This window comes from Streptomyces tibetensis (assembly GCF_007655005.1).
In the GTDB taxonomy this organism is placed as follows: domain Bacteria; phylum Actinomycetota; class Actinomycetes; order Streptomycetales; family Streptomycetaceae; genus Streptomyces; species Streptomyces tibetensis.
In genome coordinates, this window is sequence record NZ_SZVW01000003.1 from 51,343 (window position 1) to 74,254 (window position 22,912).

Consider the following 22,912-nt stretch of genomic DNA (forward strand, 5'->3'; position numbering starts at 1 on the left):
TTTGTGATGACGATGTGATGTGGGATTCCTCTCAGGAGGAGGTTTATTTCCAGTGAATCTGCAATCGACGGGCGTTGTGGCCTTCAATTCCTTTGATCATTTCGGATGCGGGTTTTATTGCGCTTTTGAATTCGTTCACCCTGGCATGGCCCCGAATTCCCCCGACGCTCACAGCGGGTCAGGGCGGGCCGGAGCCGTTCAGCCAGAACGCCCCGTACACCGCGGAGGCCACCGCCACGCACCCCAGTGCAGCCGCTGACCTGCGGATACGCGTCCTGGCCAAGGCCACGGCGAGGGGCAGCAGCAGGGGGAAGGCGGGCAGCAGCAGCCGAGGTTTCGAGCCGAAGTAGCTCGACGCGCACAGGGCGAGCGCGGTCACGACCCCGGTGTAGACCAGCAGCGGCAGCGGCTGGCGCTGACGTACTCCGGTCACATACAGCCAGACGACTGACGCGACCCCGAGGATCAGCCCCACGCCGGCCAGGACGGCCGGGAACGACGTGAACTTTTCGGCGACGAACCGAGCGAAGGCGTACCCGCCGTCGAAGCCGTTGCGCCATCCGGCCTGGACGTCCAGATACCCCAGCGGCCCCCTGCCCGTGTGGTGGCCGACCCAGAAGACGTAGCCGGCGGCCCCCAGGGGGGACAAAAGTATGGCGAGGACGCGCCGGGTCCGGGTCCTGTCGTCGGCCGGGGTGCCCGTGACGTCCGGACCGGCCGTGCGCCCCTCCCGCAGGAAGGCGGCCGCCGCCGACACCCATACCGCCGCCACCACGGCCAGGCCCACCGGGCGGGTCAGTCCCGCGAGCAGGGCCAGCGTGCCCGCCGTCACCCACCGGCCGGTCAGCACCGCGTACAGCGACCAGGCCGCGAGCGCCGTGAACAGGGACTCGCTGTACGCCATCGACTGCACGATCCCGACCGGCAGGACGGCCCACAGCAACACCGCGCACACGCCCGCCCGGCGGCCGTACACATGGTCCGCGACCGCGAAGATCCCCCACGCGGCAGCCGGCGAGGCGAGCAGGCTGACGAGGAACCCCCCGTCCGCGTACGACAGCGGCGAGACCGCCGCCACCAGCCGCTCCAGCCAGGGCAGCAGCGGGAAGAACGCCAGGTCCGAGTGCACGTCCCCGTTCGCGAGGCGCACCTCGTAGCCGTAACCGAGCTCGGCGACCCTGGCGTACCAGAGCGCGTCCCAGCGGGCGGTCAGCAGCGTGTACGCGTTCTTGTCCCGCGCCTCGCTCCACAGGAACAGGGCGAGCAGGCCCAGGACGCGGACGGCCGCGTACCCGGCGAGCGCCGGGGCCGCCCGGTGCAGCGCCCCGGCGCGGGACGGGGCCGCGCGCGTCTCGAGATCGGTCACCCGCCCGATTATCGACCCAGGGCGGAACCACCCGGTCGGCCGACGCGTCGACGACACGGGAGGACGTGGCGTACGCCACATCCATCCGCCGGAGGTGTGAGAGGTCCGCCACTGGCCTCCGCCGGGGACTCGCGTACGCTGACGTGTCACTCGCTTTTCGTTTGCGCCGACCGGAGACCGCCGCTCCTCTCCGGCCGAGTCGCGGGGGCGTCCCCCACCCCGTGAGCCCGCCGATCGCGAGGGAACATCTGGGAGGTACGTACATGTCCGGGACGACCACGGCCGCCGCTGCGCTGCGCCGTCGGGCGGCCGGGGCCGGTGCCAACCGCTGGGTGGTCCTCGTCGTCCTCTGCGTCAGCCTGCTGCTGGTCGCCGTCGACGCCACCGTGCTGCACGTGGCGGTCCCCGCCGTCACCGAGGACCTCAAGCCCGGCGGGATGGAGCTGCTCTGGATCGTCGACGTCTACCCGCTGGTCTGCGCCTCGCTGCTGATCCTGTTCGGCACACTGGGCGACCGCGTCGGCCGCCGGAGAGTCCTGCTCCTCGGATACGCGTTGTTCGGTGTCGCCTCCGGCCTCGCGGCCCTGGCCGACACCGCCCAGGTACTGATCGTGGCGCGGGCGCTGCTCGGCGTGGGCGGCGCGATGATCATGCCCGCCACCCTGTCGATCCTTCGGCAGGTCTTTCCCGACCGGCGCGAGCGGGCGCTCGCGATAGGCATCTGGAGTGCCGTGGCCGCGGTGGGCGCGGCGGTCGGTCCGCTGCTCGGCGGCTTCCTGCTGGAGCACTTCTGGTGGGGCTCGGTGTTCCTCGTCAACATTCCGTTGATGCTGGTCAGTCTCCCGGTGGGACGGCTGCTGCTGCCCGAGTCGAAGGGGGACGGCAAGGGTCCCTGGGACGTGGTGGGCGCGCTGATGGCCGCGGCCGGACTGTTCGGTGTCGTGCTGGGCGTGAAGCGGCTCGGCAGCGGGGGGTCGCTGGGCAGCCTGCTCACCGTGCTGCCGCTGGTGGTGGGCGCCGCGCTGCTGGTCGGCTTCGTACGACGGCAGCGGCGGCGGAGGTATCCGCTGGTGGACCTCACGATGTTCGCGCGGCCGGCGTTCAGCACGTCCGTCGGGTGCATCGTGCTGGCGATGCTCGCGCTGGTGGGTCTGGAACTGATCGCCGCGCAGTATCTGCAGCTGGTGCTCGGGCTGTCGCCGCTGGAGACCGGACTGCGGTTGCTGCCACTGACGCTCGCGGCGATGGCGGCCGGGCTGGCCGGGGCGCGGATGCTGCGGCGGTTCGGGCCGCGCCGGATGGTGTGCGCCGGGTTCTGCCTCACGGCGTTCGCCGTGGTGCTGCTGACGGCGCTGGGGCGGACGGACGACTGGGCGCTGATGCTGAGCGGGTTCGTGCTGCTCGGCTTCGGGCTGGAGACGACGCTGTTCGGGGCGTACGAGTCGATGCTGAGCGAGGCGCCGCAGGAGCAGGCCGGTGGGGCGGCGGCGATCGGGGAGACGTCGTACCAGCTCGGGGCGGGCATAGGCATCGCGCTGCTCGGCACCGTGATGAACGCGGCCTATACGCCCGGACTGTCGGGTGTGCCGGGGGTCCCGGCGGCGGCATCCGCGTCGGCGGGGCATTCGCTGGGGGAGGCGTACGAGGTTGCCGCGCAGCTGGGCGGGTCCGCCGGTGCCGCTCTGCGGCATGCCGCCCGGGACGCGTTCGTGCACGGGCTGCATGTGACGTTGCTGGTGAGCGCGGGGTTGTTGCTGCTCGGGGCGGCGATGGCGTTGCGGCTGCCGCGGGTGATGCAGTGTGAGCCGGAGAAGGTTGACCTGCCCGCCCCCAGGGACGCGGCGGAGTCACGCGTCTCGGTGTGATTCCCCTTTGCCCACCCACGCGGGTGACTGTCGACCGAGAAGTCGGGGCCGTGGGGGTACCGCGCTGTCGGCGGCATGCGGTGGGAGGGCTGCGGGGGGCGGGTCGTCCGCCGCGCGCTGCGGCTGGGGAGCCGGGGTCGGGCCGCACGCAGGGGAAGCTGGGGGAGCGGCGTTCCTGGTGTGGTGGTGGCCACGGGTGAGTTCCGCTTTCAGTCGGCGGTTACGGGTGGTGCGTCGGTGGGCCGGCGTCGTAGCGTCTTGATTAGCAGTGCTAGTTAAAGAGCTTCGGAGGGTGTCGATCATGTCCGGTTCATCCAAGCTGCCTCCCTTCGATCCCGGCGATCCCCTCGGTCTGGACGACCTGCTGGAGCCCGAGGACCTCGGGATCAGGGACACCGTGCGGGCCTGGGCCGCGGACCGGGTGCTGCCGTACGTCGCCGAGTGGTACGAGAAGGGGGAGCTGCCGGGGATCCGGGAGCTGGCCAAGGAGCTCGGCGGCATCGGAGCCCTCGGGATGTCCCTGGACGGGTACGGCTGTGCCGGTGCGTCCGCGGTGCAGTACGGGCTCGCCTGCCTGGAGCTGGAGGCCGCCGACTCCGGCATCCGTTCCCTCGTCTCCGTGCAGGGCTCCCTCGCCATGTACGCGATCCACCGCTTCGGCAGCGAGGAGCAGAAGCAGCAGTGGCTGCCACGTATGGCCGCCGGCGAGGTCATCGGCTGCTTCGGGCTCACCGAGCCCGACCACGGCTCCGACCCCGCCGCCATGCGGACGTACGCCAAGCGCGACGGCTCCGACTGGATCCTCAACGGCCGCAAGATGTGGATCACCAACGGGTCGGTCGCCGGTGTCGCGGTCGTATGGGCGCAGACCGAGGAGGGGATCCGCGGCTTCGCGGTGCCCACCGACAGCGGCGGGTTCTCCGCTCCCGAGATCAAGCACAAGTGGTCCCTCAGGGCCTCCGTCACCAGCGAGCTCGTCCTCGACGACGTGCGGCTGCCCGCCGACGCCGTCCTCCCGGAGGTCACCGGCCTGCGCGGGCCCCTCAGCTGTCTGTCGCACGCCCGGTACGGAATCGTCTGGGGCGCCATGGGCGCGGCCCGCGCCAGTTTCGAGGCCGCGGTCGACTACGCGAAGTCGCGGGAGCAGTTCGGGCGGCCCATCGGCGGCTTCCAGCTCACCCAGGCCAAACTCGCCGACATGGCGGTCGAACTGCACAAGGGGATTCTGCTCGCCCATCATCTGGGGCGGCGTATGGATGCCGGCCGCCTGCGTCCCGAGCAGGTCAGCTTCGGCAAGCTCAACAACGTCCGGGAGGCGATCGAGATCTGCCGCACGGCCCGGACGATTCTCGGGGCCAACGGGATCTCGCTCGAATATCCCGTGATGCGACACGCGACCAACCTCGAGTCGGTGCTCACCTATGAGGGCACCGTCGAGATGCACCAGCTCGTGCTGGGCAAGGCGCTCACCGGACTCGATGCCTTCCGGTAGGCCGGTCCGGTAACCCTGCGCGGGGGCAGGGCCGGTGAGCGGCCCTGCCTCAGCTCTGGTTGAAGAAGCCGTCCGTGCGATGTCCGGCCGGGTCGCCGTTGACGATCTCCGTGTGGGCCGGGGTCAGCAGGAACACGCGGGTCGAGACTCTCTCGATCGAACCGCGCAGGCCGAAGATCAGCCCGGCCGCGAAGTCCACCACGCGCTTGGCGTCGGAGGCCTCCATGGCCGTGAGGTTCATGATGACCGGCACGCCCTCGCGGAACAGCTCGCCGATGGCGCGTGCGTCCCGGAAGCTGTCCGGGGTCACCGTGCCGATGCGGCGGCCCTTCTCCTCGGCGACGTCCGAGGCCACCTTGACGCGCGGATCGGTGACCCAGGCCTCCCCGGGCTCGTTTCCGTCGGAGTAGTCGTCGTCGTCGTAGTAACGCTCGTCTTCGTTGTCGTCGACGAGGCCAAGCCAGGCACTTGCCTTGCGTACCGATCCCATGGACGCCTCCTCTCACAGCGGTCTTTCTGCTTTCCGCATCCCTATGGTCGTCCATGATGCGGATGGCGCGCCAAGTGGATAGACGCCGCACGGGGGGTTTGTGACGGTACTGGTGCACAGCGATTCCGTCGAGAGTCCGTGTGTCCCAAGGGCCGTTTCCCAAACGGCTGCTGACTGTGAGTGAAATATGATTCTTCCCGGCGTACGGGTGATGGCCGGGGCGTACGGGTGAATGCCGGGGTCGGTACGATGCCGCAGCTCAGCGGCGTCACGAAGTTCGGGGGAGCGTTGTGTTCGGAATCGTCAGGCCGTGCAGACACCGGCTCGGAGACAGGCTCGCCGGTCAGTGGATGGCGCATTTGTGCGGGCTCTGCCTCGCTCTGCGCGGTGACCACGGGCAGTTCGCCCGGATAGTCACGAATTATGACGGGCTGCTTCTCTCGGTTCTGACGGAGGCTCAGACGGAGAGCGGGGCCGGGGCGGGCCGGCGTACGGCCGGACCGTGCCCGTTGCGCGGCATGCGCACCGCCTCCGTCGCGGACGGCGAGGGAGCCCGGCTCGCGGCGGCCGTTTCCCTGGTGCTGGCCTCGGCGAAGGTGCGCGATCACGTCACCGACGGTGACGGGCTGTTGGCCCGCAGGCCGGTGGCGCGTGCCGCGCGACGGGTCGCCGCGAGCTGGGACACGGCCGGTGCCCGGAGCGGCACCGCTGTGGGATTCGACACCTCGCTCCTGGTCGACGCGGTGGACCGGCAGGTCGGGATCGAGCTACTGGCCGGGCCCGGGACGCCGATCCTGACGGTCACCGAGCCGACCGAGACCGCCACCGCCGCCGCCTTCGCGCACACGGCGGTCCTCGCCGGCCGGCCGCGCAACGCCGGACCGCTCTGTGAGGCCGGGCGGCTCTTCGGACGCCTCGCTCACCTGCTGGACGCCGTGGAGGACCTGCACACTGACGCCGCGTCAGGCGCCTGGAACCCGATCGCCGCGACCGGCACCTCCCTGGAGGAGGCCAGGCGGCTCGCCGACGACGCGGTGCACGGAGTGCGGCTCGCGCTGCGCGACGCCGAGTTCACCGACGGGCAGCTGGTGCATCTGCTGCTGGTGCACGAACTGCGGCGCTCGGTGGACCGGGCGTTCGGCACGGTGCCGGTGTGCGCCTCCCACCAGGGCGGCGGGCCCTACGGACCGCAGGGACCCCACGGACAGCAGCCGCCGGGGCCCTACGGCTCCCCGCAGCACCCGAGCGCGGGCGGTGGCGCACACCCGTACACGGGCGGTGGTGCACACCCGTACGCCGGTGGCGGCGGGCCGTACGGCGGGGACGGATTCGGCGGCGGCTTCGGTGGGGGCGGTTTCGGCGGGGGCGCTCCGGTGCCGCAGCCGCCCCGCCGGCGTGGGTTCTGGGCCGGCTGCGGGATGTTCTGGCTGCTGTGCTGCACCTGCAAGCTGTGCTGTGCCAAGGAGTACGAGGGGCCGTGGTCCCGCAAGAAGCGCGAGGGCGTCTGCCGGGACTGCGACGACTGCGACGGGTGCGACTGCTGCTGCCCCTGCGACGGCTGACCCGCCCCGTGTGGCAGGGTCGTCCGTATGACGACCGACGCATCCGGGGACTGGCAGCGGTGGCACGAGCGGCGCGTCGCGGCGGTGTCGGCGCCGTACGGGCCGCTCGCGCTCACCGGCACGTACTGGCTTGAGGACTATCCGGACGGTCTACTTCCGGACATCCCCGGGTCCTGGCGGGCCGACGGTGACGCGGTCGTGCTGACCGCCGCCGAGCCGGACGGTCTCACCGTGGACGGGCGGCCCTTCGGCGGTGAGGTGCGGCTCGCGGCCGACCCGGGCCCTGCGAGCGCGGCCAGGGTGGCGTACGGCGAGCGGCGCCAGGTCGTGCTGGTGCGCGAGGGGGCGTGGGGCGTGCGGGACTTCGACCCGGAATCCTCCACGCGCCGGGCGTTCGGTGGTCTGCGCGTCACGCCGTACGACCCGCGCTGGGCGGTGCCGGGGCGCTTCACGCCGTACGACACCGGCCGTACCGTCCGGGTGCCGAACGCCGATGGACGGGAGCGCGGGCTCGGGCTCGGCGGGGAACTGGCCTTCGCACTGGAAGGGCGGGAACTGACCCTTCAGGTGACGCTCCGGGAGGACGGCTCGCTGTGGGCCGTCTTCGCCGACGCCACCAGCGGGAACGGCAGTTACCGCTTCCGGTTCCTGTATCCGGCGGCGCCGGACGCCGAGGGGATCACCACGGTCGACTTCAACCGGGCGCTGCTGCCGCCGTGCGCCTTCGCCGACCACTTCGTCTGCCCCTTCCCGCCGCCGGGGAACACGCTGGACATCGAGGTCGCGGCGGGGGAGCGCACGCTGGTGTGAGGTGCGGCCGGGGGTGAAAGGCGCCGCTGCGGCACTTCGTAAAGATCCATCAAAGGCGGGAGTCCGAAAGGCACTCTTGCGCCGACCGGCCGTTCGGCCGAATACTCCCCCTCAGCGCTTGTCAGGGGCACGGCGTGTTCGGAATCCGGACGGCCGGTCCCAGGCTGCGCCTCACGGGCCTGAAACCCCACGAGGGCCCCCGACTTCCTTTGTGGAGGAACGAAAAGTGAGGATCAAGCGCACCACCCCCCGCAGTGGCATTTCGAGACGGACCCGGCTGATCGCCGTTTCCACCGGCCTCGTTGCCGCCGCAGCGATCGCGATCCCCAGCGCGAACGCCTCCGACGCCCCCACCACCTTCAGCGCCGCCGAGCTCAAGAGCGCCAGCGGCTCGCTGCTGAAGGCCGACATCCCGGGCACCGCCTGGGCCGTCGACAGCAAGAACAACCGGGTGCTCCTGACCGTGGACAGCACGGTCACGCAGGCCGAGATAGCGAAGATCAAGCAGCAGGCCGGCGGCAACGCCGACGCGCTCACGATCAAGCGCACCCCCGGCAAGTTCAACAAGCTCATCCAGGGCGGCGACGCCATCTATGCGAGTAGCTGGCGCTGCTCCCTCGGCTTCAACGTCCAGAACAGCAGCGGCCAGCAGTTCTTCCTGACCGCCGGTCACTGCACCGACGGCGCGGGCACCTGGTACTCCAACTCCGGCCGCACCACGGTCATCGGCTCGACCGCCGGCTCCAGCTTCCCGGGCAACGACTACGGCCTCGTGCGCTACAGCGGGTCCGTCAGCCGCCCCGGCACCGCCAACGGCGTGGACATCACGCGTGCGGCCACCCCGAGCGTGGGCACCACCGTCATCCGCGACGGTTCCACGACCGGTACGCACAGCGGCCGTGTCACCGCCCTCAACGCCACCGTCAACTACGGCGGCGGGGACATCGTCTCCGGCCTGATCCAGACCACCGTCTGCGCCGAGCCCGGCGACTCCGGCGGTTCGCTCTACGGCAGCAACGGCACGGCGTACGGTCTGACCTCGGGCGGCAGCGGCAACTGCTCCTCCGGTGGTACGACGTTCTTCCAGCCCGTCACGGAGGCCCTGAGCGCCTACGGCGTCAGCGTCTACTAGGCCCCGGCGGCACGTTCGCGGCACCTGTCTTCGCAGCACTTCTCGTGGCCCCCGCGCGCATCGCGTGCGGGGGCTTCGTGCTGTGTGCGGGTCGCACGCGGCCTCCCTGCGGGCCCCTCGGGGCCTCTCTCCGAACCGCCCGTGGGAGGGGCGAAATTCGGCCACGTGTAGACGTCACAGAGTGGGCACACATTACTCACGCGTAATGTTTGCACTGTGAACGCACGGGAGTTGGGTCCGATTTGATCGTGGACGGTCAAAATGGGGAGGCGTGCGAAGCGCTGTCTACGCGCGTCTCGAACTCACCCTTGTGTGCTCCCCGTCGTCCTCGGAATAGTGGGCGCTCGTCAACGAAGCCTTCCGGCTCGTGAGGTCCCCACAACCTCTCGTGCCGACCCCCCACAGGAGGACGAAAGTTGAAGCACCGACGCATACCCAAGCGGCGTGCAGCCGTGGCAGGTGCGGGCATCGCCGCGCTGGTCGCCGCGGGAGTGACGTTCCAGACCGCGAACGCCAGTGAGACCCCTGAGACGTCCGCACCCCGGACCCTGTCGGTCACCGCGGCCGGAAAGCTCGCCTCGTCGCTGGCCGAGGACCTGGGCGGCGACGCGGCCGGGACGTACTACGACACCAAGAGCAAGAGCCTCGTGGTGAACGTGCTCGACGAGAGTGCCGCGCAGGCCGTGGAGAAGGCCGGCGCCAAGGCGAGAGTCGTGGCGAACTCCCTCGCCGAACTCAAGAGCGCCCGCGGCACGCTGAAGAAGGACGCGACGATCCCCGGCACCGCCTGGGTGACCGACCCGACGACGAACAAGGTCGTCGTGACCGCCGACCGTACGGTCTCCAAGGCCGAGTGGGCGACGCTGACGAAGGTCGTGGACGGGCTCGGGGCGAAGGCCGAACTCAAGCGGTCCAAGGGGGAGTACAAGCCCTTCGTCGCCGGTGGCGACGCGATCACCGGTGGCAGCGGGCGCTGCTCGCTGGGCTTCAACGTGGTCAAGGGCGGTGAGCCGTTCTTCCTGACCGCGGGTCACTGCACCGAGGGCATCTCCACGTGGTCGGACTCCAGCGGCAAGGAGATCGGCACCAACGCGGACTCCAGCTTCCCGGACAACGACTACGGGCTGGTCAAGTACACCGCGGAGGTCGACCACCCGAGCGAGGTGAACCTGTACAACGGGTCCGCCCAGAAGATCTCGGGCGCCGCGGACGCGACCGTCGGCATGGCGGTCACCCGGAGCGGGTCGACCACGCAGGTGCACGACGGCAAGGTCACGGGGCTGGACGCCACCGTGAACTACGGCAACGGCGACATCGTGAACGGGCTGATCCAGACCGACGTGTGCGCGGAGCCGGGTGACAGTGGCGGGTCGCTGTTCTCCGGGGACAAGGCGGTCGGCCTCACGTCCGGCGGCAGCGGTGACTGCACCTCGGGCGGGGAGACGTTCTTCCAGCCGGTGACCGAGGCGCTGTCGGCGACCGGGACCGAGATCGGCTGACGCTCGGAGTTTGTGGAGCCTCGCCCCTTTTGTGGGGGCGGGGCTCTTCGCTGTGTGCGGCCGCGTTCGCTTTGCCTTCGCTCGGGGTGGGTCGGGGCCGCGCCGGGGGGTGTCCGTCCTCGGAACGGCGCGATGGACCCACTTACCGACTGACTGGGGTCGACGCGCCAACCGCTGCGGGCGGACACCCCCCGACACGGCCCCTTCTCGCCGTACGCGAGTGCGGGTCGGCTCCGGCGGGGGTCACGGCGGCTGCGTTGCGGTCGCGCGCTTTCGTACCGTGGCCGCCGCCAGGGTGATCGCTGTTCCTGCCACCGCCCATGCCGACAGGACCAGGAGGGGGCCGGTCATCGCGTTGTCGTCGAAGTAGGCGATGGAGCGCGTCGACCAGGTGCCGGCGCCGGGGGGCAGGGCCGGGCCGATCGCCTTCCAGAAGGGCGGGAGGAGGGGTGGGGGCAGGGCGCCGCCCGCGCTGGGGTTGCCGAGGATGACCACCAGCAGGATGACCAGGCCGATGCCGACCGTGCCGAAGACGCCCTGAAGAGCGAGGGTGGCCGCGCCCACGGCGAAGATGATCAGGGTGCCCAGGCCCCAGAGGGCCGCGGTGCCGCCCGGCAGGGCGTCCAGGATCGGCCCGGCGATGAGGGCTCCGCCGAGACCGCCGATGATCGCGACCAGGGCCATGACCGCGAGGCGGATCGCGGCGCGTGTGGGGTTGGAGGGTTTCGCCCCGGCGCTGATGGCGAGGGCCGCGGCGCCCAGGTAACCGCCGACGCACCAGCCGATCACCAGGTAGAAGGACGAGAGCCTGTTGGGGTCGTGGGGTGCGGACGGGATCACGTCGATCGTCCGGATGGTGCGCCGCTCGGACTTCTCCAGGGTGGTGACGAGGGCCGTCAGCGTGGTGGAGAGGACCCTGCCGCCCCCGGAGGCGACCAGGAGGGTGTCGGTGCTGCCCCGGGGGTCGATGATCAGGGCCGCGTCGATGTCGCGGTGGGCGAGCCGGGTGCGGGCCGCTGCCGCGTTCGGCAGTGCGCGGGGGTCCAGGGGGGAGCCGGGGAGCTGTTCCAGTCGGCCGACCGCCTGGCCGGCCGCGGCCTGTGGGGCGACCACGCCGAAGGGCACGTCCCTGGGCTTCGGGTCGTGCAGTGCTCCCACGTACGAGGCGATGAACAGCAGCTGGAGCGCGATCACGCCGACGACGAGCAGGGTGGCCCGCGGTGTGACGGCGTCTCTCACCTCGGCGAGGAAGGAGCTGTGCGGCATGCCTCCACCGTCGGGGGATTCGGGGTGTTTTCGCAGGTGGGGCGGGGCCGAACGGATGTCGCACATACATTCGAGGATGGGGGTATGGTGGGGGTGAGGTAGCTGGGAACAGATGTTCGAGAGCTGGTGTGGCTCACGAGTGCGGGAGGTGCGTGTGCCGGGGTTCACGCATCTGCACACCGTCTCCGGATTCTCGTTGCGTCATGGAGCCTCGCACCCGGAGCGGCTGGCCGAGCGTGCCTCCGAGCGGGGGATGGACGCCCTTGCGCTGACCGATCGCGACACGCTCGCCGGCGCGGTCCGGTTCTCGAAGGCCTGCGGGAAGGCGGGGGTCCGGCCGCTGTTCGGGGTCGATCTGGCGGTGGGGAGTGCGGAGCCCGGGGCCGAACGGCGGGGGCGGCGGCGGACCCCGGTGCGGGGTGGTGCCTTTGTCGACGAGTCGGCTCCTCGGGTGACCTTTCTCGCCCGGGACGGTGCACGGGGGTGGGGCGGGCTGTGCCGGCTCGTCTCGGCCGCCCATGAGGGGGAGGGGGCGCCCCTGCTGCCCTGGGAGCGCAATCATGCCCAGGGGGTGACCGTGCTGCTCGGGCCCGCGTCGGACGTCGGGCGTGCCCTGGCCGCGGGGCGGCCCGACCGTGCGGCGCGGCTGCTCGCGCCCTGGCGGGACGCCTACGGCGACGACCTGCGACTGGAGGCCGTCTGGCACGGCCGGGAGGGTACGGGGCCGGGGTCGCTGCGGCTGGCCGCCCGTACCGTCGGGTTCGCCGCCGAGCAGCGCATCCGGCCCGTGCTCACCAACGCCGTACGGTACGCCGACCCGGGTCTCGGGCCGGTCGCCGACGTGCTGGACGCCGCCCGGCGGCTGGTGCCCATCGACCCGGCCAAGGGGCTGGACTCCGGCGAGGCCTGGCTCAAGGGCGCCGGGGACATGGCCGGGGTGGCGGAGCGGATCGTGGAGGCGGCGGGATTCCGGCGGGAGACCGCTCACCGGCTGGTGGAGCAGACGCAGGCCACGGCCGCCGAATGCCTGGTCGACCCCGAGGACGACCTCGGGATCGGTACCGTCCACTTTCCCGAGCCGCATCTGGTCGGCGCCGGACACCGCACCGCCCAGCGGACGCTGGCCTCGCGGGCGGTGGCCGGGATGGTGCTGCACGGGTACGACCGGCGGCGGGAGTACTGGGAGCGGATGCACCAGGAACTGGACATCATCGCCCACCACGGGTTCGCCTCCTATTTCCTGACCGTCGCCCAGGTCGTGGACGACGTCCGGAAAATGGGCGTCCGGGTCGCCGCCCGGGGGTCCGGGGCCGGGTCGCTCGTCAATCACCTGCTCGGTATCGCGCACGCCGATCCGATCGAGCACCGGCTGCTGATGGAGCGGTTCCTGTCGAAGGAGCGGGTCGTGCTGCCCGACATCGACATCGACGTGGAGTCCGCGCGCCGGCTGGAGGTCTACCGCGCGATCATCGACCGGTTCGGCACCGAGCGGGTCGCGACGGTGGCGATGCCGGAGACGTATCGCGTACGGCACGCCATCCGTGACGTGGGGGCCGCCCTGTCCATGGACCCGGCCGAGATCGACCGGGTCGCCAAGTCCTTTCCTCATATCCGGGCACGAGACGCCCGTGCGGCACTGGAGGAGCTGCCCGAGCTGCGCGCGCTGGCCGGGGAGAGGGAGAAGTACGGAAGGCTGTGGGAGCTGGTCGAGGCGCTGGACGCCCTGCCGCGCGGCGTGGCCATGCACCCGTGCGGGGTGTTGCTGTCGGATGCCTCGCTGCTCGCGCGTACCCCGGTCATGCCGACCAGTGGCGAGGGCTTTCCGATGTCCCAGTTCGACAAGGACGACGTCGAGGACCTCGGGCTGCTGAAGCTCGACGTGCTGGGCGTGCGGATGCAGTCGGCCATGGCGCACGCGGTGGAGGAGGTGCGGCGGGTGTCGGGCGCCCGGGTGGACCTGGACGCCCTGGCGCCGGAGGATCCGGAGACGTACCGGCTGATTCGGTCCACCGAGACGCTCGGATGCTTCCAGATCGAGTCACCCGGCCAGCGGGACCTGGTCGGGCGGCTCCAGCCGGCCGGCTTCCACGATCTCGTCGTCGACATCTCGCTGTTCCGGCCCGGGCCGGTCGCCGCCGACATGGTGCGGCCGTTCATCGAGGCGCGGCACGGGCGGGCGCCGATCCGGTATCCGCACCCGGACCTGGAGGGGCCGCTGAAGGAGACCTACGGGGTCGTCGTCTTCCACGAGCAGATCATCGACATCGTCGACATCATGACCGGCTGCGGGCGCGGCGAGGCCGACCGGGTGCGGCGCGGGCTGTCGGACCCGGAGTCGCAGGCGCGGATCAAGGTGTGGTTCGCCCGGCACGCGGCGGCGAACGGCTATGACGCGGAAACCATCCAGCGGACCTGGGAGATCGTCGAGGCCTTCGGGTCGTACGGCTTCTGCAAGGCGCACGCGGTCGCCTTCGCCGTGCCGACCTACCAGTCGGCGTGGCTGAAAACGCATCATCCGGCCGCCTTTTACGCCGGGCTGCTCACGCACGATCCCGGGATGTATCCGAAGCGGCTGCTGCTGGCGGACGCGCGGCGTCGTGGAGTGCCCGTGCTGCCGTTGGATGTGAACACGTCGGGGGTCGCACACCGTATCGAACTGGTGTCCGGTAAGTGGGGGCTGCGGCTGGCTCTCTCCGATGTGCACGGCATCAGCGAGGCCGAGGCGGCGCGGATCGCCGAGGGGCAGCCGTACGCCTCGCTGGTCGACTTCTGGGAGCGGGGCAGGCCCAGCCGTCCGGTGGCCCAGCGGCTCGCACAGGTGGGAGCGCTGGACGCGTTCGGCGCCAACCGCCGTGATCTGCAACTGCATCTGACCGAGCTGCACCGGGGCGCCCGGGGCTCGGGCGGAGGTCAATTGCCGTTGGCCGGGGGGCGGAAGACCGCACCGGCCGGGCTGCCCGACCTCACCTCCTCTGAGCGGCTCAGCGCCGAGCTGGGCGTGCTGTCCATGGACGCCTCACGCAATCTGATGGACGATCACCGGCAGTTCCTCGACGAGCTGGGCGTGGTGTCGGCGCGGCGGCTGCGGGAGGCGAGGCACGGGGAGACGGTGCTGGTCGCGGGCGCCAAGGCGGCCACCCAGACGCCGCCGATCCGCTCCGGCAGGCGCGTCATCTTCTCCACCCTGGACGACGGCACGGGCCTGGTCGACCTCGCCTTCTTCGACGACTCCCACGACGCCTGCGCCCACACCGTCTTCCACTCCTGGCTGCTGCTGGTGCGCGGGGTGGTGCAGCGCCGCGGCCCGCGCAGCCTCAGCGTGGTGGGAGCCGCCGCCTGGAACCTCGCGGACCTGCTCGAAGTGCGCCGGGAGGAGGGGCTGGAGGGGGTCGCGGCCCGGCTGGCCGACTCCCGCCCCGGTGGGTCCGGCGAAGGCGGTCCCGGCGAGAAGGATTCGGGCGGCGACGCTTCCGGTGGCGACGGTTCCGGCGACGACGGTGAGGGGCCCGCGCGGCGGCGGCTCGCCGGGTCGGACGGCGTGCCCGCGCCGACCGGTTCCGCGGCCAGGGATCCGATGGAGCAACGGAAGATCCGTATGTCCACGGGGTACGAGATGCACCCCTGGGCCGATCTGCGTCCGGCGGGCGAAGAGCCCGCGAACACAAGGAAGTTGTGGCACCAGAGTCCGGGGAGTGCGGGATGACCATCCTCTGCGTACGTTTCCAGCTGCCTCCGACGAGCGAGGCGGACCTGCCCCGTCTGCTCGGGATGCTCGAGGAGTTCACCCCCGTCGTCCAGGCCCTGCCACCGGACGGGGCGCTGGCCGACCTGCGCGGCGCCGAGCGGTACTTCGGGCGGGACGCCGTCGAACTGGCCTCGGTGATCCGGGTGCGGTCGCTCGCACTCCACGGCGTCGACTGCGTGATCGGAGCCGGACCCGGGCCGATGCTGGCCCGGATGGCACTGCGCGAGGCCGTGCCCGGGGTGACGCGTGCGGTGCCCGACGAGCCGGACGCCGTCGCGGAGTTCCTCGCGGACCAGCCCGTCGCCGCGCTGCCCGGTGTGGGCACCGCGACCGCCCGCACCCTGGGCGACTACGGGCTCGACACCCTCGGCCGGGTCGCCGCCGCACCGCTGTCCACGCTGCAGCGGCTGATCGGCGCGAAGGCCGGCCGTGAGCTGCGGGAGAAGGCCAACGGCCTCGACCGCGGCCGGGTCGTGCCGAACGCCGTCTCCCGGTCCCTGGCGACGGAACGCCCCTTCGGGCGCGACGAACTGGACCCCGACCGGCACCGACGGGCGCTGCTGTCGGCCGCCGAGGAGATCGGCGCCCGGCTGCGCGCCCTGGAGAAGGTCTGCCGCACGCTCACCCTCACCGTGCGCTACGCCGACCGGTCCGCCACCACCCGCAGCCGCACCCTGACCGAACCGACCGCGCACTCCCCGGCACTGACCAGGGCCGCCTACGGGATGTACGAGGCGCTCGGGCTGCAGCGGGCCAGGGTGCGGGCGATCGCCCTGCGCGCCGAGGGGCTCGACCCCGCCGACCAGGCCTCCCACCAGCTGACCTTCGACCCGGTGGACGAGAAGGTCCGCCGCATCGAGGAGGTCGCGGACCGGGCACGGGCGAAGTTCGGGCCGCGGGCGGTGATGCCCGGGGGACTAGGGGGAGCCCGCCGTGGGGGGCGGGCGGCGTAGGCCCTTCCGCATGACGGCGCCTTCCGTATGGCGTCAGCCCTCCGTATGGCGTCGGCCTTCCGTATGGCGTCGGCCTTCCGCGTGACGTCAGTTGGCCCACGGCGGCACGATGCGGGTGCCGTCGGCCAGCCGCGCCTCCAGGCCGATCGAGGTGGTGACCCAGGAGTACGCGGTCCGGTCGGTCGGGTTCTCGACGGTCAGGGTGGCGCCGGGATTGATGATCACCGTGTCGCCCGCCGCGATCCGCTCGGTGCGGCCGTCGAGAGTGATCAGCAGCTCGCCTTCGAGCAGATGGAAGATCTCCTCCCGGCTGACCGTGTGCGCGGGTGCCTTGAGGCCGGCCGGGATCTCACCGCGCCAGGCGCACAGTTCCTTGCTGCCGCTGCCCGGGGTGGCGTACGAGACGAAACGGGCGCCGTGGATCTCGTGGGTGACGGCTTCGGACGATCGGACGACGGGCATGAGGCCTCCAGGTGGTCAAGTAGCTTGACTATATGGTCAAGCTACTTGACCGTCGCGTCAAGGGTGTTTCAATGCATGCGTGCAGAACTCCGAGGCCATGGCCCTGTCCGCCGCCCTGCTCGCCGTCGCCGGCGGGCTCACGCAGCGCATCAACGACGGCGTGATCGCTCGCGGCTTCGAAGGGGTGCGGCCCGCGCACGGGTTCGCCTTCGCCCGGCTCGCCCCGGACGGGGCGACGGTCACCGACCTCGCCGTCCACCTCGGGGTGACCAAGCAGGCCGCGAGCCAACTCGTCGACGAGCTGGTGCGCAAGGGGTACGCCGAGCGGCGGCCGCATCCCGAGGACGCGCGGGCGCGGCTGGTCGTGCTGACCGAGCGAGGGTGGGCTTGCACCCGGGCCGCGGAGGAGGCGGCCGCGGAAGCCGTGCGGGAATGGAGTGACCTGCTGGGGGAGCGCGAAGTGCGGTCGCTGCGGGAACAGTTGCTGCGCATCGCTCCGCACGGGCCCCTCAAGCCCGCCTGGTGACGGGGGGTCGGCCGGTGGGCGCGGCGCCGGCTGCGCGGCGAGTTTTTACTGACGCGTAACTTCCCAGTTCGGCTACTCGCTCGTAACTTGACGAGTGAACAGCATCCTCGTGATCCGGATCACAGGGCCCCGTGCCGTCGCACCTCCCCCTGAGCCGCAAGGAGATCACCCGATGCTGCCCTGGAATCGAGCGCTCAGACCTCTGGCCGCGCTGCTGCTGACCGCCGCCGCCGTCACCGTCCCCGCCACCACGGCCCAGGCCGCGGGCGCCCCGGGTTCCGGCTGGAACGACTACTCCTGCAAGCCGTCCGCCGCCCACCCCCGCCCCGTCGTCCTCGTCCACGGCACCCTCGGGAACTCCGTCGACAACTGGCTGGGCCTCGCCCCCTATCTGAAGGTCCGCGGCTACTGCGTCTTCTCCCTCGACTACGGCCAGTTGGAGGGAGTCCCCTTCTTCCACGGCCTCGGACCCGTCGAGAAGTCCGCCGCACAGCTGAAGGACTTCGTGGACAAGGTGCTCGCGGCCACCGGCGCCGACGAGACCGACGTCGTCGGGCACTCGCAGGGCGGCATGATGCCCCGCTACTACCTCAAGTTCCTCGGTGGCGCCGCCGAGGTGCACGCCCTGGTCGGCATCGCGCCCAGCAACCACGGCACCGACCTGAACGGCTTCACCCACCTGCTGCCGTACTTCCCCGGCGCCGGTGACCTGCTCTCGAAGAACACTCCCGCCCTCGCCGACCAGGTCACCGGCTCCGCCTTCCTCACCAAGCTCAACGCGGGCGGCGACACCGTGCCCGGCGTGCGCTACACCGTCATCGCCACCCGGTACGACGAGGTGGTCACGCCGTGGCGCAGCCAGTACCTGAGCGGACCGGACGTGCGCAACGTCCTGCTCCAGGACCTGTGCCCCGTCGACCTGTCCGAGCACGTGGCCGTGGGGCTGCTCGACCGGGTCGTCTTCCACGAGGTGGCCAACGCCCTCGATCCGGGCCGGGCCACGCCCACCACCTGCGCATCGGCCTTCGAATGACACGTGTCACCGATTGACACGTGCAACCGATCGACACGTGCAACCGATCGACACGTGCAACCGATCGACATGTGCAACCGGTTGACACGTGTTATCGGTTGCACGCGTCGGAGGAACGTTTCGGGGCCTGTCCGGCCTGAGCCGCCGGACAGGCCCCGAAGCGTGGGGCGGTGGGGTCAGCGGTCGTGCCGGCCGCCGCTCACCGTCCGGCGCCGGGCGGACAGGAACAGGGCCGAGGCGCCCAGCGCCAGCGCTGCCGCACCACCGATCGCGAGGTACGGGGTGGTGGCGTCACCGCCGGTCTCGGCGAGGTTCTCCGTGGCACCGGCCGCCTTCGGCCGGTTCGGCGCCGGTGCGGCGGCCCTCGCCCGGTCCGCAGTGGCCTTCTTCTTGGGAGCCGCGGCCGGCGCCGCGGAGGTGCGGGGGTCGTCGTCGCCGTGCCCGTGGTGCTCGATGGTCGACCTGTCGTTGCCGTCCTCGATCTGCTTCTCGCTGGGAGCGGAGGCGGACGGGGCCGGAGCCGCGCCGCCCGCCGCGCCGCCACCGCCGCCGAAGCTGACGTCCGAGCAGGAGTAGAACGCCTCCGGACTGTCCGACCGCTGCCAGACCGCGTACAGCAGGTGCTTGCCGGAGCGCTGGGGCAGTTTGCCGGAGAAAGTGTAGAAACCGCCGGTGGCGGCCGGGTCGGTGGACGTCGCGACCGGGTGCGCGAGATCCAGGTCCTTCCAGGCGAGCGGCTTGGCCGGGTCGTAGCCGGGCTTGGTGAGGTACACCTTGAACGTGCCCTTGTGCGGGGCCGTCACGCGGTACTTGAAGGTGTGCGGGCCGCTGCGGACGGCGGTCGCGGGCCAGTCGGCGCGAGGGAGGTCGAGGCCCTTGAACTCCGCGCTGTTCGCGCTGCAGAGCTTGCCGTCCGGTATGAGCTGCCGGTGCCGGCCGCCCGCGTCGCCGATGCGGATGCCGTTCCAGTCGTAGAGGGCCTGGGTGCCGCCCGCCGCGACCGCCGCCTTGCACGCGGCCGACTTCGGGCTCTCGGGGCCCTCGGCGTAGCACTGCGAGACCCGGCTGACCGGGGCGCCCATCGAACCGTGCGCGGCGGCCGGGGCGGCGGTCAGCGCGGTCAGGGCGAGCGGGAGGCTGCCGAGGGCGGCGACGGAGGCGACCTTGCGGCGTGCGGGCATGCGGGAACTCCTCGAAACGGTGCATGGGGCAGGTCCGGGCCGACGCGGTCCGGAATCCCGTGGGGTGCTTCGAAGCTAGCCCCTGAGAACCGTGAAATCGCCTGCTGAGGGCGGGTGGAGGAGATCCTTATGGCCCGCTTAAGGGAGTGTTCGGACTGGCATCAGGTATTACCGTCGCGTCATGGCAGACGAGGAGATCCGACCGGCCCGCGCCGCCGACGTACCGGTCGTCGCGGAGGTGGTCGACGCGGCCTTCCGCCCCTACATCGAGCGCATCGGGCGGGTGCCCCAGCCCATGGAGGAGGACCACGCGGCGAACGTGGCCGCGGGCAAGGTGTTCGTGACGGGCGATCCGGTGACCGGGCTCGTCGTGGTCGAGGCGTTCGACGACCACCTCTTCCTCGACACCATCGCCGTCCGCCCCGCCGCGCACGGCAGGGGAGTGGGGCGGCGACTGCTCCGGTTCGTGGACGCACACGCGCGTACGCTCGGCCTGCCCGAGGTGAGGCTCTACACGAACGCACTGATGTGGGAGAACCAGCGGATCTATCCGAAGTACGGCTACGAACTCGTGGAGCGCCGCGTGGACGGGCCCTACGACCGCGTCCACTACCGCAAACGGCTGCTCTGAGCGTTGCGTCTCATGACCGGCACCGGCCGCTCAGGCGTCCGGCCACCAGGTGCGTGCGATGTCCTTGCGGACCTCCGGGCGCCCGGCGGGACGCTCGTCGGCCTCCTCGCGGACCCGGCGGACGTCCGACTTCTTCAGGGGCTTCTGCACGGTCACACGGCGCATGACTGCCTCCTTAAGGGGCTACCGGGTTCCGCGTTCTCACGGAGGTAGACCTTTCGGGGGAGGGTTACTCATCGCTCCTGGTCTGTCAGTGGCGGCCGTCACGATTCGGTTGTCAGTGGCGGGTGTCACTCTGGGGTCCATGACGAACGTGGACTGGGACGCCGAGGCCGCCTCCTTCGACGAGGAGCCGGACCACGGCCTGCGCGACCCCGTGGTGCGTCGCGCCTGGGACGGGCGGCTGCGCGACTGGCTGCCGGGGCGCGCGGGCGACGTACTCGATCTCGGCTGCGGCACCGGCAGTCTGTCACTCCTCGCGTCCGAGCAGGGGCATCGCGTGACGGGCGTGGACCTCTCCCCGGCGATGGTGACGCTCGCCCGGGAAAAACTCGCCGGGCGCGACGCCGTGTTCCTCGTCGGTGACGCCGCGGCGCCGCCGGTCGGGGAGCAGCGCTTCGACGCCGTGCTCGTCCGGCACGTCCTGTGGGCCCTGCCCGACCCCGCCCGCGCCCTCGGGCACTGGCGCGGACTGCTGCGGCCGGGCGGGCGGCTGGTGCTGGTCGAGGGCGTGTGGGGGAGCATCGAGCCGGTCGGCATACCCGTCGGGCGGCTCACCGGCCTGCTCGCCCCGCTCGCCGGGCAGGTGCGTGTGCAGCGGCTCTCGGACGATCCGCTGCTGTGGGGCGGGCCGGTGACGGACGAGCGGTACGCGGTGGTCGCGGAGACCGGCGGCTCAGGCCAGGAGGGCCGCGAAGCCGTCGCCGCGGGCCAGTGACTCCAGTTCGTCGAGCGCGGCCAGCGCGGCGGACGCCGCCTCCGGGTCCGACTCGCCGAGGCCGCTCTCGGCGAACTCGTCCTCGTCCAGGCGCCGCACGTCCGTGCCGTCAGCCGAGCGCCACAGGTCGAGGTCGAGATCCTCCACCACCAGCTCCGGGCCGGAGCGCCGGGCGGGGCGGGTGACGTCGCAGTACCAGCCCTTCAGCGCGCCCGTGCCGGAGCGGACCTCCTTCACCGCGTACCACCGGTCGCGCCAGTAGTACTCCGTGAAGACGTCACCGGGCTCGAAGCGGACGAACCCGAAGTCGCGGACACCGGAGCCCGCCCACGCGGCGCGGACCGCCACGCGCGTGCCGTCGTCCGCCAGCAGCTCGCCGCTGTAACGGATCTTCGTGCGGCCCGCCTTGACGAGGACGACGTCCAGCTGCGGGTTCCTGTCGGCCGGCTGCGGGTTCCGGTCAGCCGAGTTCGCGGACATAACGCACTTCCTTCGCGCAGATCTCATAGCCGAACCACTTGTTGATGGCGATCATCGGCTCGTTCCCCGTGTCGTTGCCGGTGAACGCCTCCGTGCACCCCGCCGCGCGGGCGCGGTGCAGCGAGTCGTTCTTGGCGAGCTTCGCCAGACCTCGGCCGCGGAACTCCCGGGCGGTGCCGGTCATCGCGGTGGCGTAGCGGGAGTCGCCGTCCGTGTAGGCCACGCTGAAGGCGGCGGGCCGGCCGTCGACGAGCGCGACGGTGGTCAGGTCGCGGTTCAGTAGCGGGTGCTTCCAGTGTTCCTCGAGCCAGGCCTCGTAGTCCGTGAACTCCACGTCGATGTCGCTCGGTTCGTCGGACGACGTCGCCGCGTCCAGTTCGAACACGGGGCGCGGGTCGTCCGCGAAGTCGGCGGCCGTGCGCAACTCGACGCCGGACGGTGGCTCCTGCCGGGGCGGGAGCGTGCCGCCCGCCAGGTCCAGTCGCAGGAACCAGGCGGAGCGGCTGGCCCGGAAGCCGTGGCGCTCGGCGAAGGCGCGGTTGTCCGGCTCGTCCAGGACCCAGGCGAAGAGCTTCGTGACGCCCAGGCGGCCCAGGCGCTCCTGCGCCGTACGCAGCAGCAGCGAACCGGCGCCGCGGTTCCTGCGGTCGGGGCGTACATAGATGTTGGCCGAGCCCTGGCCGGGTTCCGGGCTGTCGTGGGCGACGCTGACCTGGGCGGTGCCGATGATCTCGCCGTCCTCCTCGGCGATGAGCTGCCCGAAATGGGCGTCCGGGTGGACGTGCGTCAGGGTGTGCACCACCGATTCGGGGGTGGACAACATGTAGGGCAGGGCGAGGCGGCGGGTGTCGGAGAACCCCTCGGCATCGGCTCGGACGTCGGGACGCAGGTCGCGCACGATCACGGTCATGAGGGCGCACGCTACGCGTGGAGCCGTCCGGGGTGCCTCTCATTTTCCGCCCGGTGCGCGACAATCGGCCTGTGACCTTGAAGATCGACATCGACGACAGTGCCCCGCCCTACGAGCAGGTGAGGGCGCGGATCTCCGAGCAGGCGCGGTCCGGTGCGCTGCCCGTGGGCTACCGGCTGCCGACCGTGCGGGGGCTGGCCGAGTCGCTGGGCCTCGCCGCGAACACGGTCGCCAAGGCGTACCGGGCGCTGGAGGCGGACGGGGTGATCGAGACGCGGGGCCGCAACGGCACGTTCGTCGCCGCGGCCGGATCGGCGGCGGACCGCGAGCTGGCCTCGGCCGCACAGGTCTATGTGGAGCGGGCCAGGCGGCTCGGGCTGGGCGAGGAGGTCGCGCTCGCCGCGATCCGGGACGCCCTGCGGGCGGCCTACGGGGACCAGATGCAGTGATCACGAGCGTCGCCGACGCCGGTGGGGCTTGATCCGCACGGCAGGCCGGCTCCGGGCGCTCGCCGGGGGCTGCGGGAGTCCGTCTGCCCGCTCGCGTCCCGCGAGGCCTGGCGAGTGCCCCGA

The 22,912-nt window shown here is 71.6% G+C and carries 21 protein-coding genes; 13 read left to right on the forward strand and 8 right to left on the reverse strand.

Annotated elements, in window-relative coordinates:
* Positions 1–178: 178 nt before the first annotated feature.
* Positions 179–1,366 (reverse strand): glycosyltransferase family protein, encoded by a 1,188-nt coding sequence (locus FDO69_RS05100; protein WP_104778551.1) that lies wholly within the window; start codon positions 1,364–1,366, stop codon positions 179–181.
* 263 nt (positions 1,367–1,629) lie between these two features.
* On the opposite strand from FDO69_RS05100, the gene FDO69_RS05105 reads away from it, so the two are divergent.
* Positions 1,630–3,231, forward strand: coding sequence for an MFS transporter (locus FDO69_RS05105; protein WP_104778552.1), 1,602 nt, complete (start codon positions 1,630–1,632; stop codon positions 3,229–3,231).
* A gap of 301 nt (positions 3,232–3,532) precedes the next feature.
* Entirely contained in the window at positions 3,533–4,723 is a 1,191-nt protein-coding gene (locus FDO69_RS05110; protein ID WP_104778885.1) for an acyl-CoA dehydrogenase family protein, read from the forward strand.
* Between the two features lie 49 nt (positions 4,724–4,772).
* Here the strand turns inward: FDO69_RS05110 and FDO69_RS05115 are convergent, their stop codons facing one another.
* Entirely contained in the window at positions 4,773–5,213 is a 441-nt protein-coding gene (locus tag FDO69_RS05115; protein ID WP_053672325.1) for a cell division protein SepF, read from the reverse strand.
* Between the two features lie 290 nt (positions 5,214–5,503).
* On the opposite strand from FDO69_RS05115, the gene FDO69_RS05120 reads away from it, so the two are divergent.
* The 4 genes from FDO69_RS05120 to FDO69_RS05135 all read left to right on the forward strand — a co-directional run bounded on the left by FDO69_RS05120 (position 5,504) and on the right by FDO69_RS05135 (position 10,216).
* On the forward strand, positions 5,504–6,775 hold the full coding sequence (locus FDO69_RS05120; RefSeq protein ID WP_170320843.1) for a DUF5685 family protein: 1,272 nt from the start codon (positions 5,504–5,506) through the stop codon (positions 6,773–6,775).
* Positions 6,776–6,802: 27 nt separating this feature from the next.
* On the forward strand, positions 6,803–7,585 hold the full coding sequence (locus tag FDO69_RS05125; RefSeq protein ID WP_104778554.1) for a DUF1684 domain-containing protein: 783 nt from the start codon (positions 6,803–6,805) through the stop codon (positions 7,583–7,585).
* A 226-nt stretch (positions 7,586–7,811) separates the two neighbouring features.
* A complete protein-coding gene (locus FDO69_RS05130; RefSeq protein ID WP_104778555.1) occupies positions 7,812–8,717 on the forward strand; it encodes a S1 family peptidase in 906 nt (301 codons plus the stop codon).
* A gap of 416 nt (positions 8,718–9,133) precedes the next feature.
* Positions 9,134–10,216, forward strand: coding sequence for a S1 family peptidase (locus FDO69_RS05135; RefSeq protein ID WP_104778556.1), 1,083 nt, complete (start codon positions 9,134–9,136; stop codon positions 10,214–10,216).
* A 243-nt stretch (positions 10,217–10,459) separates the two neighbouring features.
* Here the strand turns inward: FDO69_RS05135 and FDO69_RS05140 are convergent, their stop codons facing one another.
* On the reverse strand, positions 10,460–11,482 hold the full coding sequence (locus FDO69_RS05140) for a DUF3533 domain-containing protein (RefSeq protein WP_104778557.1): 1,023 nt from the start codon (positions 11,480–11,482) through the stop codon (positions 10,460–10,462).
* Between the two features lie 154 nt (positions 11,483–11,636).
* Between FDO69_RS05140 and FDO69_RS05145 the strand changes: the two genes are divergently transcribed.
* Both FDO69_RS05145 and FDO69_RS05150 read left to right on the forward strand, forming a co-directional pair.
* Positions 11,637–15,185, forward strand: a complete 3,549-nt coding sequence (locus tag FDO69_RS05145; protein WP_104778558.1) for a DNA polymerase III subunit alpha — start codon at positions 11,637–11,639, stop codon at positions 15,183–15,185.
* Positions 15,182–16,180 (forward strand): DNA polymerase Y family protein, encoded by a 999-nt coding sequence (locus tag FDO69_RS05150; protein WP_104778559.1) that lies wholly within the window; start codon positions 15,182–15,184, stop codon positions 16,178–16,180. The genes FDO69_RS05145 and FDO69_RS05150 overlap by 4 nt, the downstream gene beginning before the upstream one ends.
* Positions 16,181–16,267: 87 nt before the next feature.
* On the opposite strand, the gene FDO69_RS05155 is transcribed toward FDO69_RS05150, so the two are convergent.
* Positions 16,268–16,642: a cupin domain-containing protein gene (locus FDO69_RS05155; RefSeq protein WP_104778560.1), complete on the reverse strand. Its 375-nt coding sequence runs from the start codon at positions 16,640–16,642 to the stop codon at positions 16,268–16,270.
* Between the two features lie 79 nt (positions 16,643–16,721).
* Here FDO69_RS05155 and FDO69_RS05160 point away from each other — a divergent pair, with 79 nt between their 5' ends.
* Together FDO69_RS05160 and FDO69_RS05165 are read left to right on the forward strand one after the other, a co-directional pair.
* Positions 16,722–17,168, forward strand: coding sequence for a MarR family winged helix-turn-helix transcriptional regulator (locus FDO69_RS05160; RefSeq protein WP_104778561.1), 447 nt, complete (start codon positions 16,722–16,724; stop codon positions 17,166–17,168).
* A 172-nt stretch (positions 17,169–17,340) separates the two neighbouring features.
* On the forward strand, positions 17,341–18,201 hold the full coding sequence (locus FDO69_RS05165) for an esterase/lipase family protein (protein ID WP_104778562.1): 861 nt from the start codon (positions 17,341–17,343) through the stop codon (positions 18,199–18,201).
* A gap of 176 nt (positions 18,202–18,377) precedes the next feature.
* Here the strand turns inward: FDO69_RS05165 and FDO69_RS05170 are convergent, their stop codons facing one another.
* Positions 18,378–19,382: a lytic polysaccharide monooxygenase auxiliary activity family 9 protein gene (locus FDO69_RS05170; protein WP_104778563.1), complete on the reverse strand. Its 1,005-nt coding sequence runs from the start codon at positions 19,380–19,382 to the stop codon at positions 18,378–18,380.
* Positions 19,383–19,563: 181 nt separating this feature from the next.
* Between FDO69_RS05170 and FDO69_RS05175 the strand changes: the two genes are divergently transcribed.
* Complete coding sequence (locus FDO69_RS05175; RefSeq protein WP_104778564.1) at positions 19,564–20,013, forward strand: GNAT family N-acetyltransferase; 450 nt, start codon at positions 19,564–19,566, stop codon at positions 20,011–20,013.
* A gap of 30 nt (positions 20,014–20,043) precedes the next feature.
* Here the strand turns inward: FDO69_RS05175 and FDO69_RS42650 are convergent, their stop codons facing one another.
* On the reverse strand, positions 20,044–20,178 hold the full coding sequence (locus tag FDO69_RS42650; protein ID WP_104778565.1) for a hypothetical protein: 135 nt from the start codon (positions 20,176–20,178) through the stop codon (positions 20,044–20,046).
* A gap of 139 nt (positions 20,179–20,317) precedes the next feature.
* Here FDO69_RS42650 and FDO69_RS05185 point away from each other — a divergent pair, with 139 nt between their 5' ends.
* Positions 20,318–20,950, forward strand: a complete 633-nt coding sequence (locus FDO69_RS05185) for a class I SAM-dependent methyltransferase (protein ID WP_104778566.1) — start codon at positions 20,318–20,320, stop codon at positions 20,948–20,950.
* Here FDO69_RS05185 and FDO69_RS05190 read toward each other — a convergent pair.
* Both FDO69_RS05190 and FDO69_RS05195 read right to left on the reverse strand, forming a co-directional pair.
* A complete protein-coding gene (locus FDO69_RS05190; protein ID WP_104778567.1) occupies positions 20,909–21,430 on the reverse strand; it encodes a ribonuclease FAU-1 family protein in 522 nt (173 codons plus the stop codon). The genes FDO69_RS05185 and FDO69_RS05190 overlap by 42 nt on opposite strands.
* Positions 21,411–22,340 carry a GNAT family N-acetyltransferase gene (locus tag FDO69_RS05195; RefSeq protein ID WP_104778568.1) on the reverse strand — a complete coding sequence of 310 codons (930 nt, stop codon included), beginning with the start codon at positions 22,338–22,340 and terminating at the stop codon, positions 21,411–21,413. The genes FDO69_RS05190 and FDO69_RS05195 overlap by 20 nt, the downstream gene beginning before the upstream one ends.
* A 71-nt stretch (positions 22,341–22,411) precedes the next feature.
* On the opposite strand from FDO69_RS05195, the gene FDO69_RS05200 reads away from it, so the two are divergent.
* The gene (locus FDO69_RS05200; RefSeq protein ID WP_170320844.1) at positions 22,412–22,789 is read left to right on the forward strand and encodes a GntR family transcriptional regulator; all 378 of its coding nucleotides are present in this window, start codon (positions 22,412–22,414) and stop codon (positions 22,787–22,789) included.
* Positions 22,790–22,912: the final 123 nt, after the last annotated feature.

What these genes read in the sequence shown, in the direction of transcription:
- FDO69_RS05170 (WP_104778563.1), bottom strand. Translation starts at nt 19,382, where the DNA reads ATGCCCGCACGCCGCAAGGTCGCCTCCGTCGCCGCCCTCGGCAGCCTC.
- FDO69_RS42650 (WP_104778565.1), bottom strand. Translation starts at nt 20,178, where the DNA reads ATGCGCCGTGTGACCGTGCAGAAGCCCCTGAAGAAGTCGGACGTCCGC.
- FDO69_RS05150 (WP_104778559.1), top strand. Translation starts at nt 15,182, where the DNA reads ATGACCATCCTCTGCGTACGTTTCCAGCTGCCTCCGACGAGCGAGGCG.
- FDO69_RS05115 (WP_053672325.1), bottom strand. Translation starts at nt 5,213, where the DNA reads ATGGGATCGGTACGCAAGGCAAGTGCCTGGCTTGGCCTCGTCGACGAC.
- FDO69_RS05140 (WP_104778557.1), bottom strand. Translation starts at nt 11,482, where the DNA reads ATGCCGCACAGCTCCTTCCTCGCCGAGGTGAGAGACGCCGTCACACCG.
- FDO69_RS05190 (WP_104778567.1), bottom strand. Translation starts at nt 21,430, where the DNA reads ATGTCCGCGAACTCGGCTGACCGGAACCCGCAGCCGGCCGACAGGAAC.
- FDO69_RS05110 (WP_104778885.1), top strand. Translation starts at nt 3,533, where the DNA reads ATGTCCGGTTCATCCAAGCTGCCTCCCTTCGATCCCGGCGATCCCCTC.
- FDO69_RS05175 (WP_104778564.1), top strand. Translation starts at nt 19,564, where the DNA reads ATGGCAGACGAGGAGATCCGACCGGCCCGCGCCGCCGACGTACCGGTC.
- FDO69_RS05125 (WP_104778554.1), top strand. Translation starts at nt 6,803, where the DNA reads ATGACGACCGACGCATCCGGGGACTGGCAGCGGTGGCACGAGCGGCGC.
- FDO69_RS05185 (WP_104778566.1), top strand. Translation starts at nt 20,318, where the DNA reads ATGACGAACGTGGACTGGGACGCCGAGGCCGCCTCCTTCGACGAGGAG.
- FDO69_RS05195 (WP_104778568.1), bottom strand. Translation starts at nt 22,340, where the DNA reads ATGACCGTGATCGTGCGCGACCTGCGTCCCGACGTCCGAGCCGATGCC.
- FDO69_RS05155 (WP_104778560.1), bottom strand. Translation starts at nt 16,642, where the DNA reads ATGCCCGTCGTCCGATCGTCCGAAGCCGTCACCCACGAGATCCACGGC.
- FDO69_RS05105 (WP_104778552.1), top strand. Translation starts at nt 1,630, where the DNA reads ATGTCCGGGACGACCACGGCCGCCGCTGCGCTGCGCCGTCGGGCGGCC.
- FDO69_RS05165 (WP_104778562.1), top strand. Translation starts at nt 17,341, where the DNA reads ATGCTGCCCTGGAATCGAGCGCTCAGACCTCTGGCCGCGCTGCTGCTG.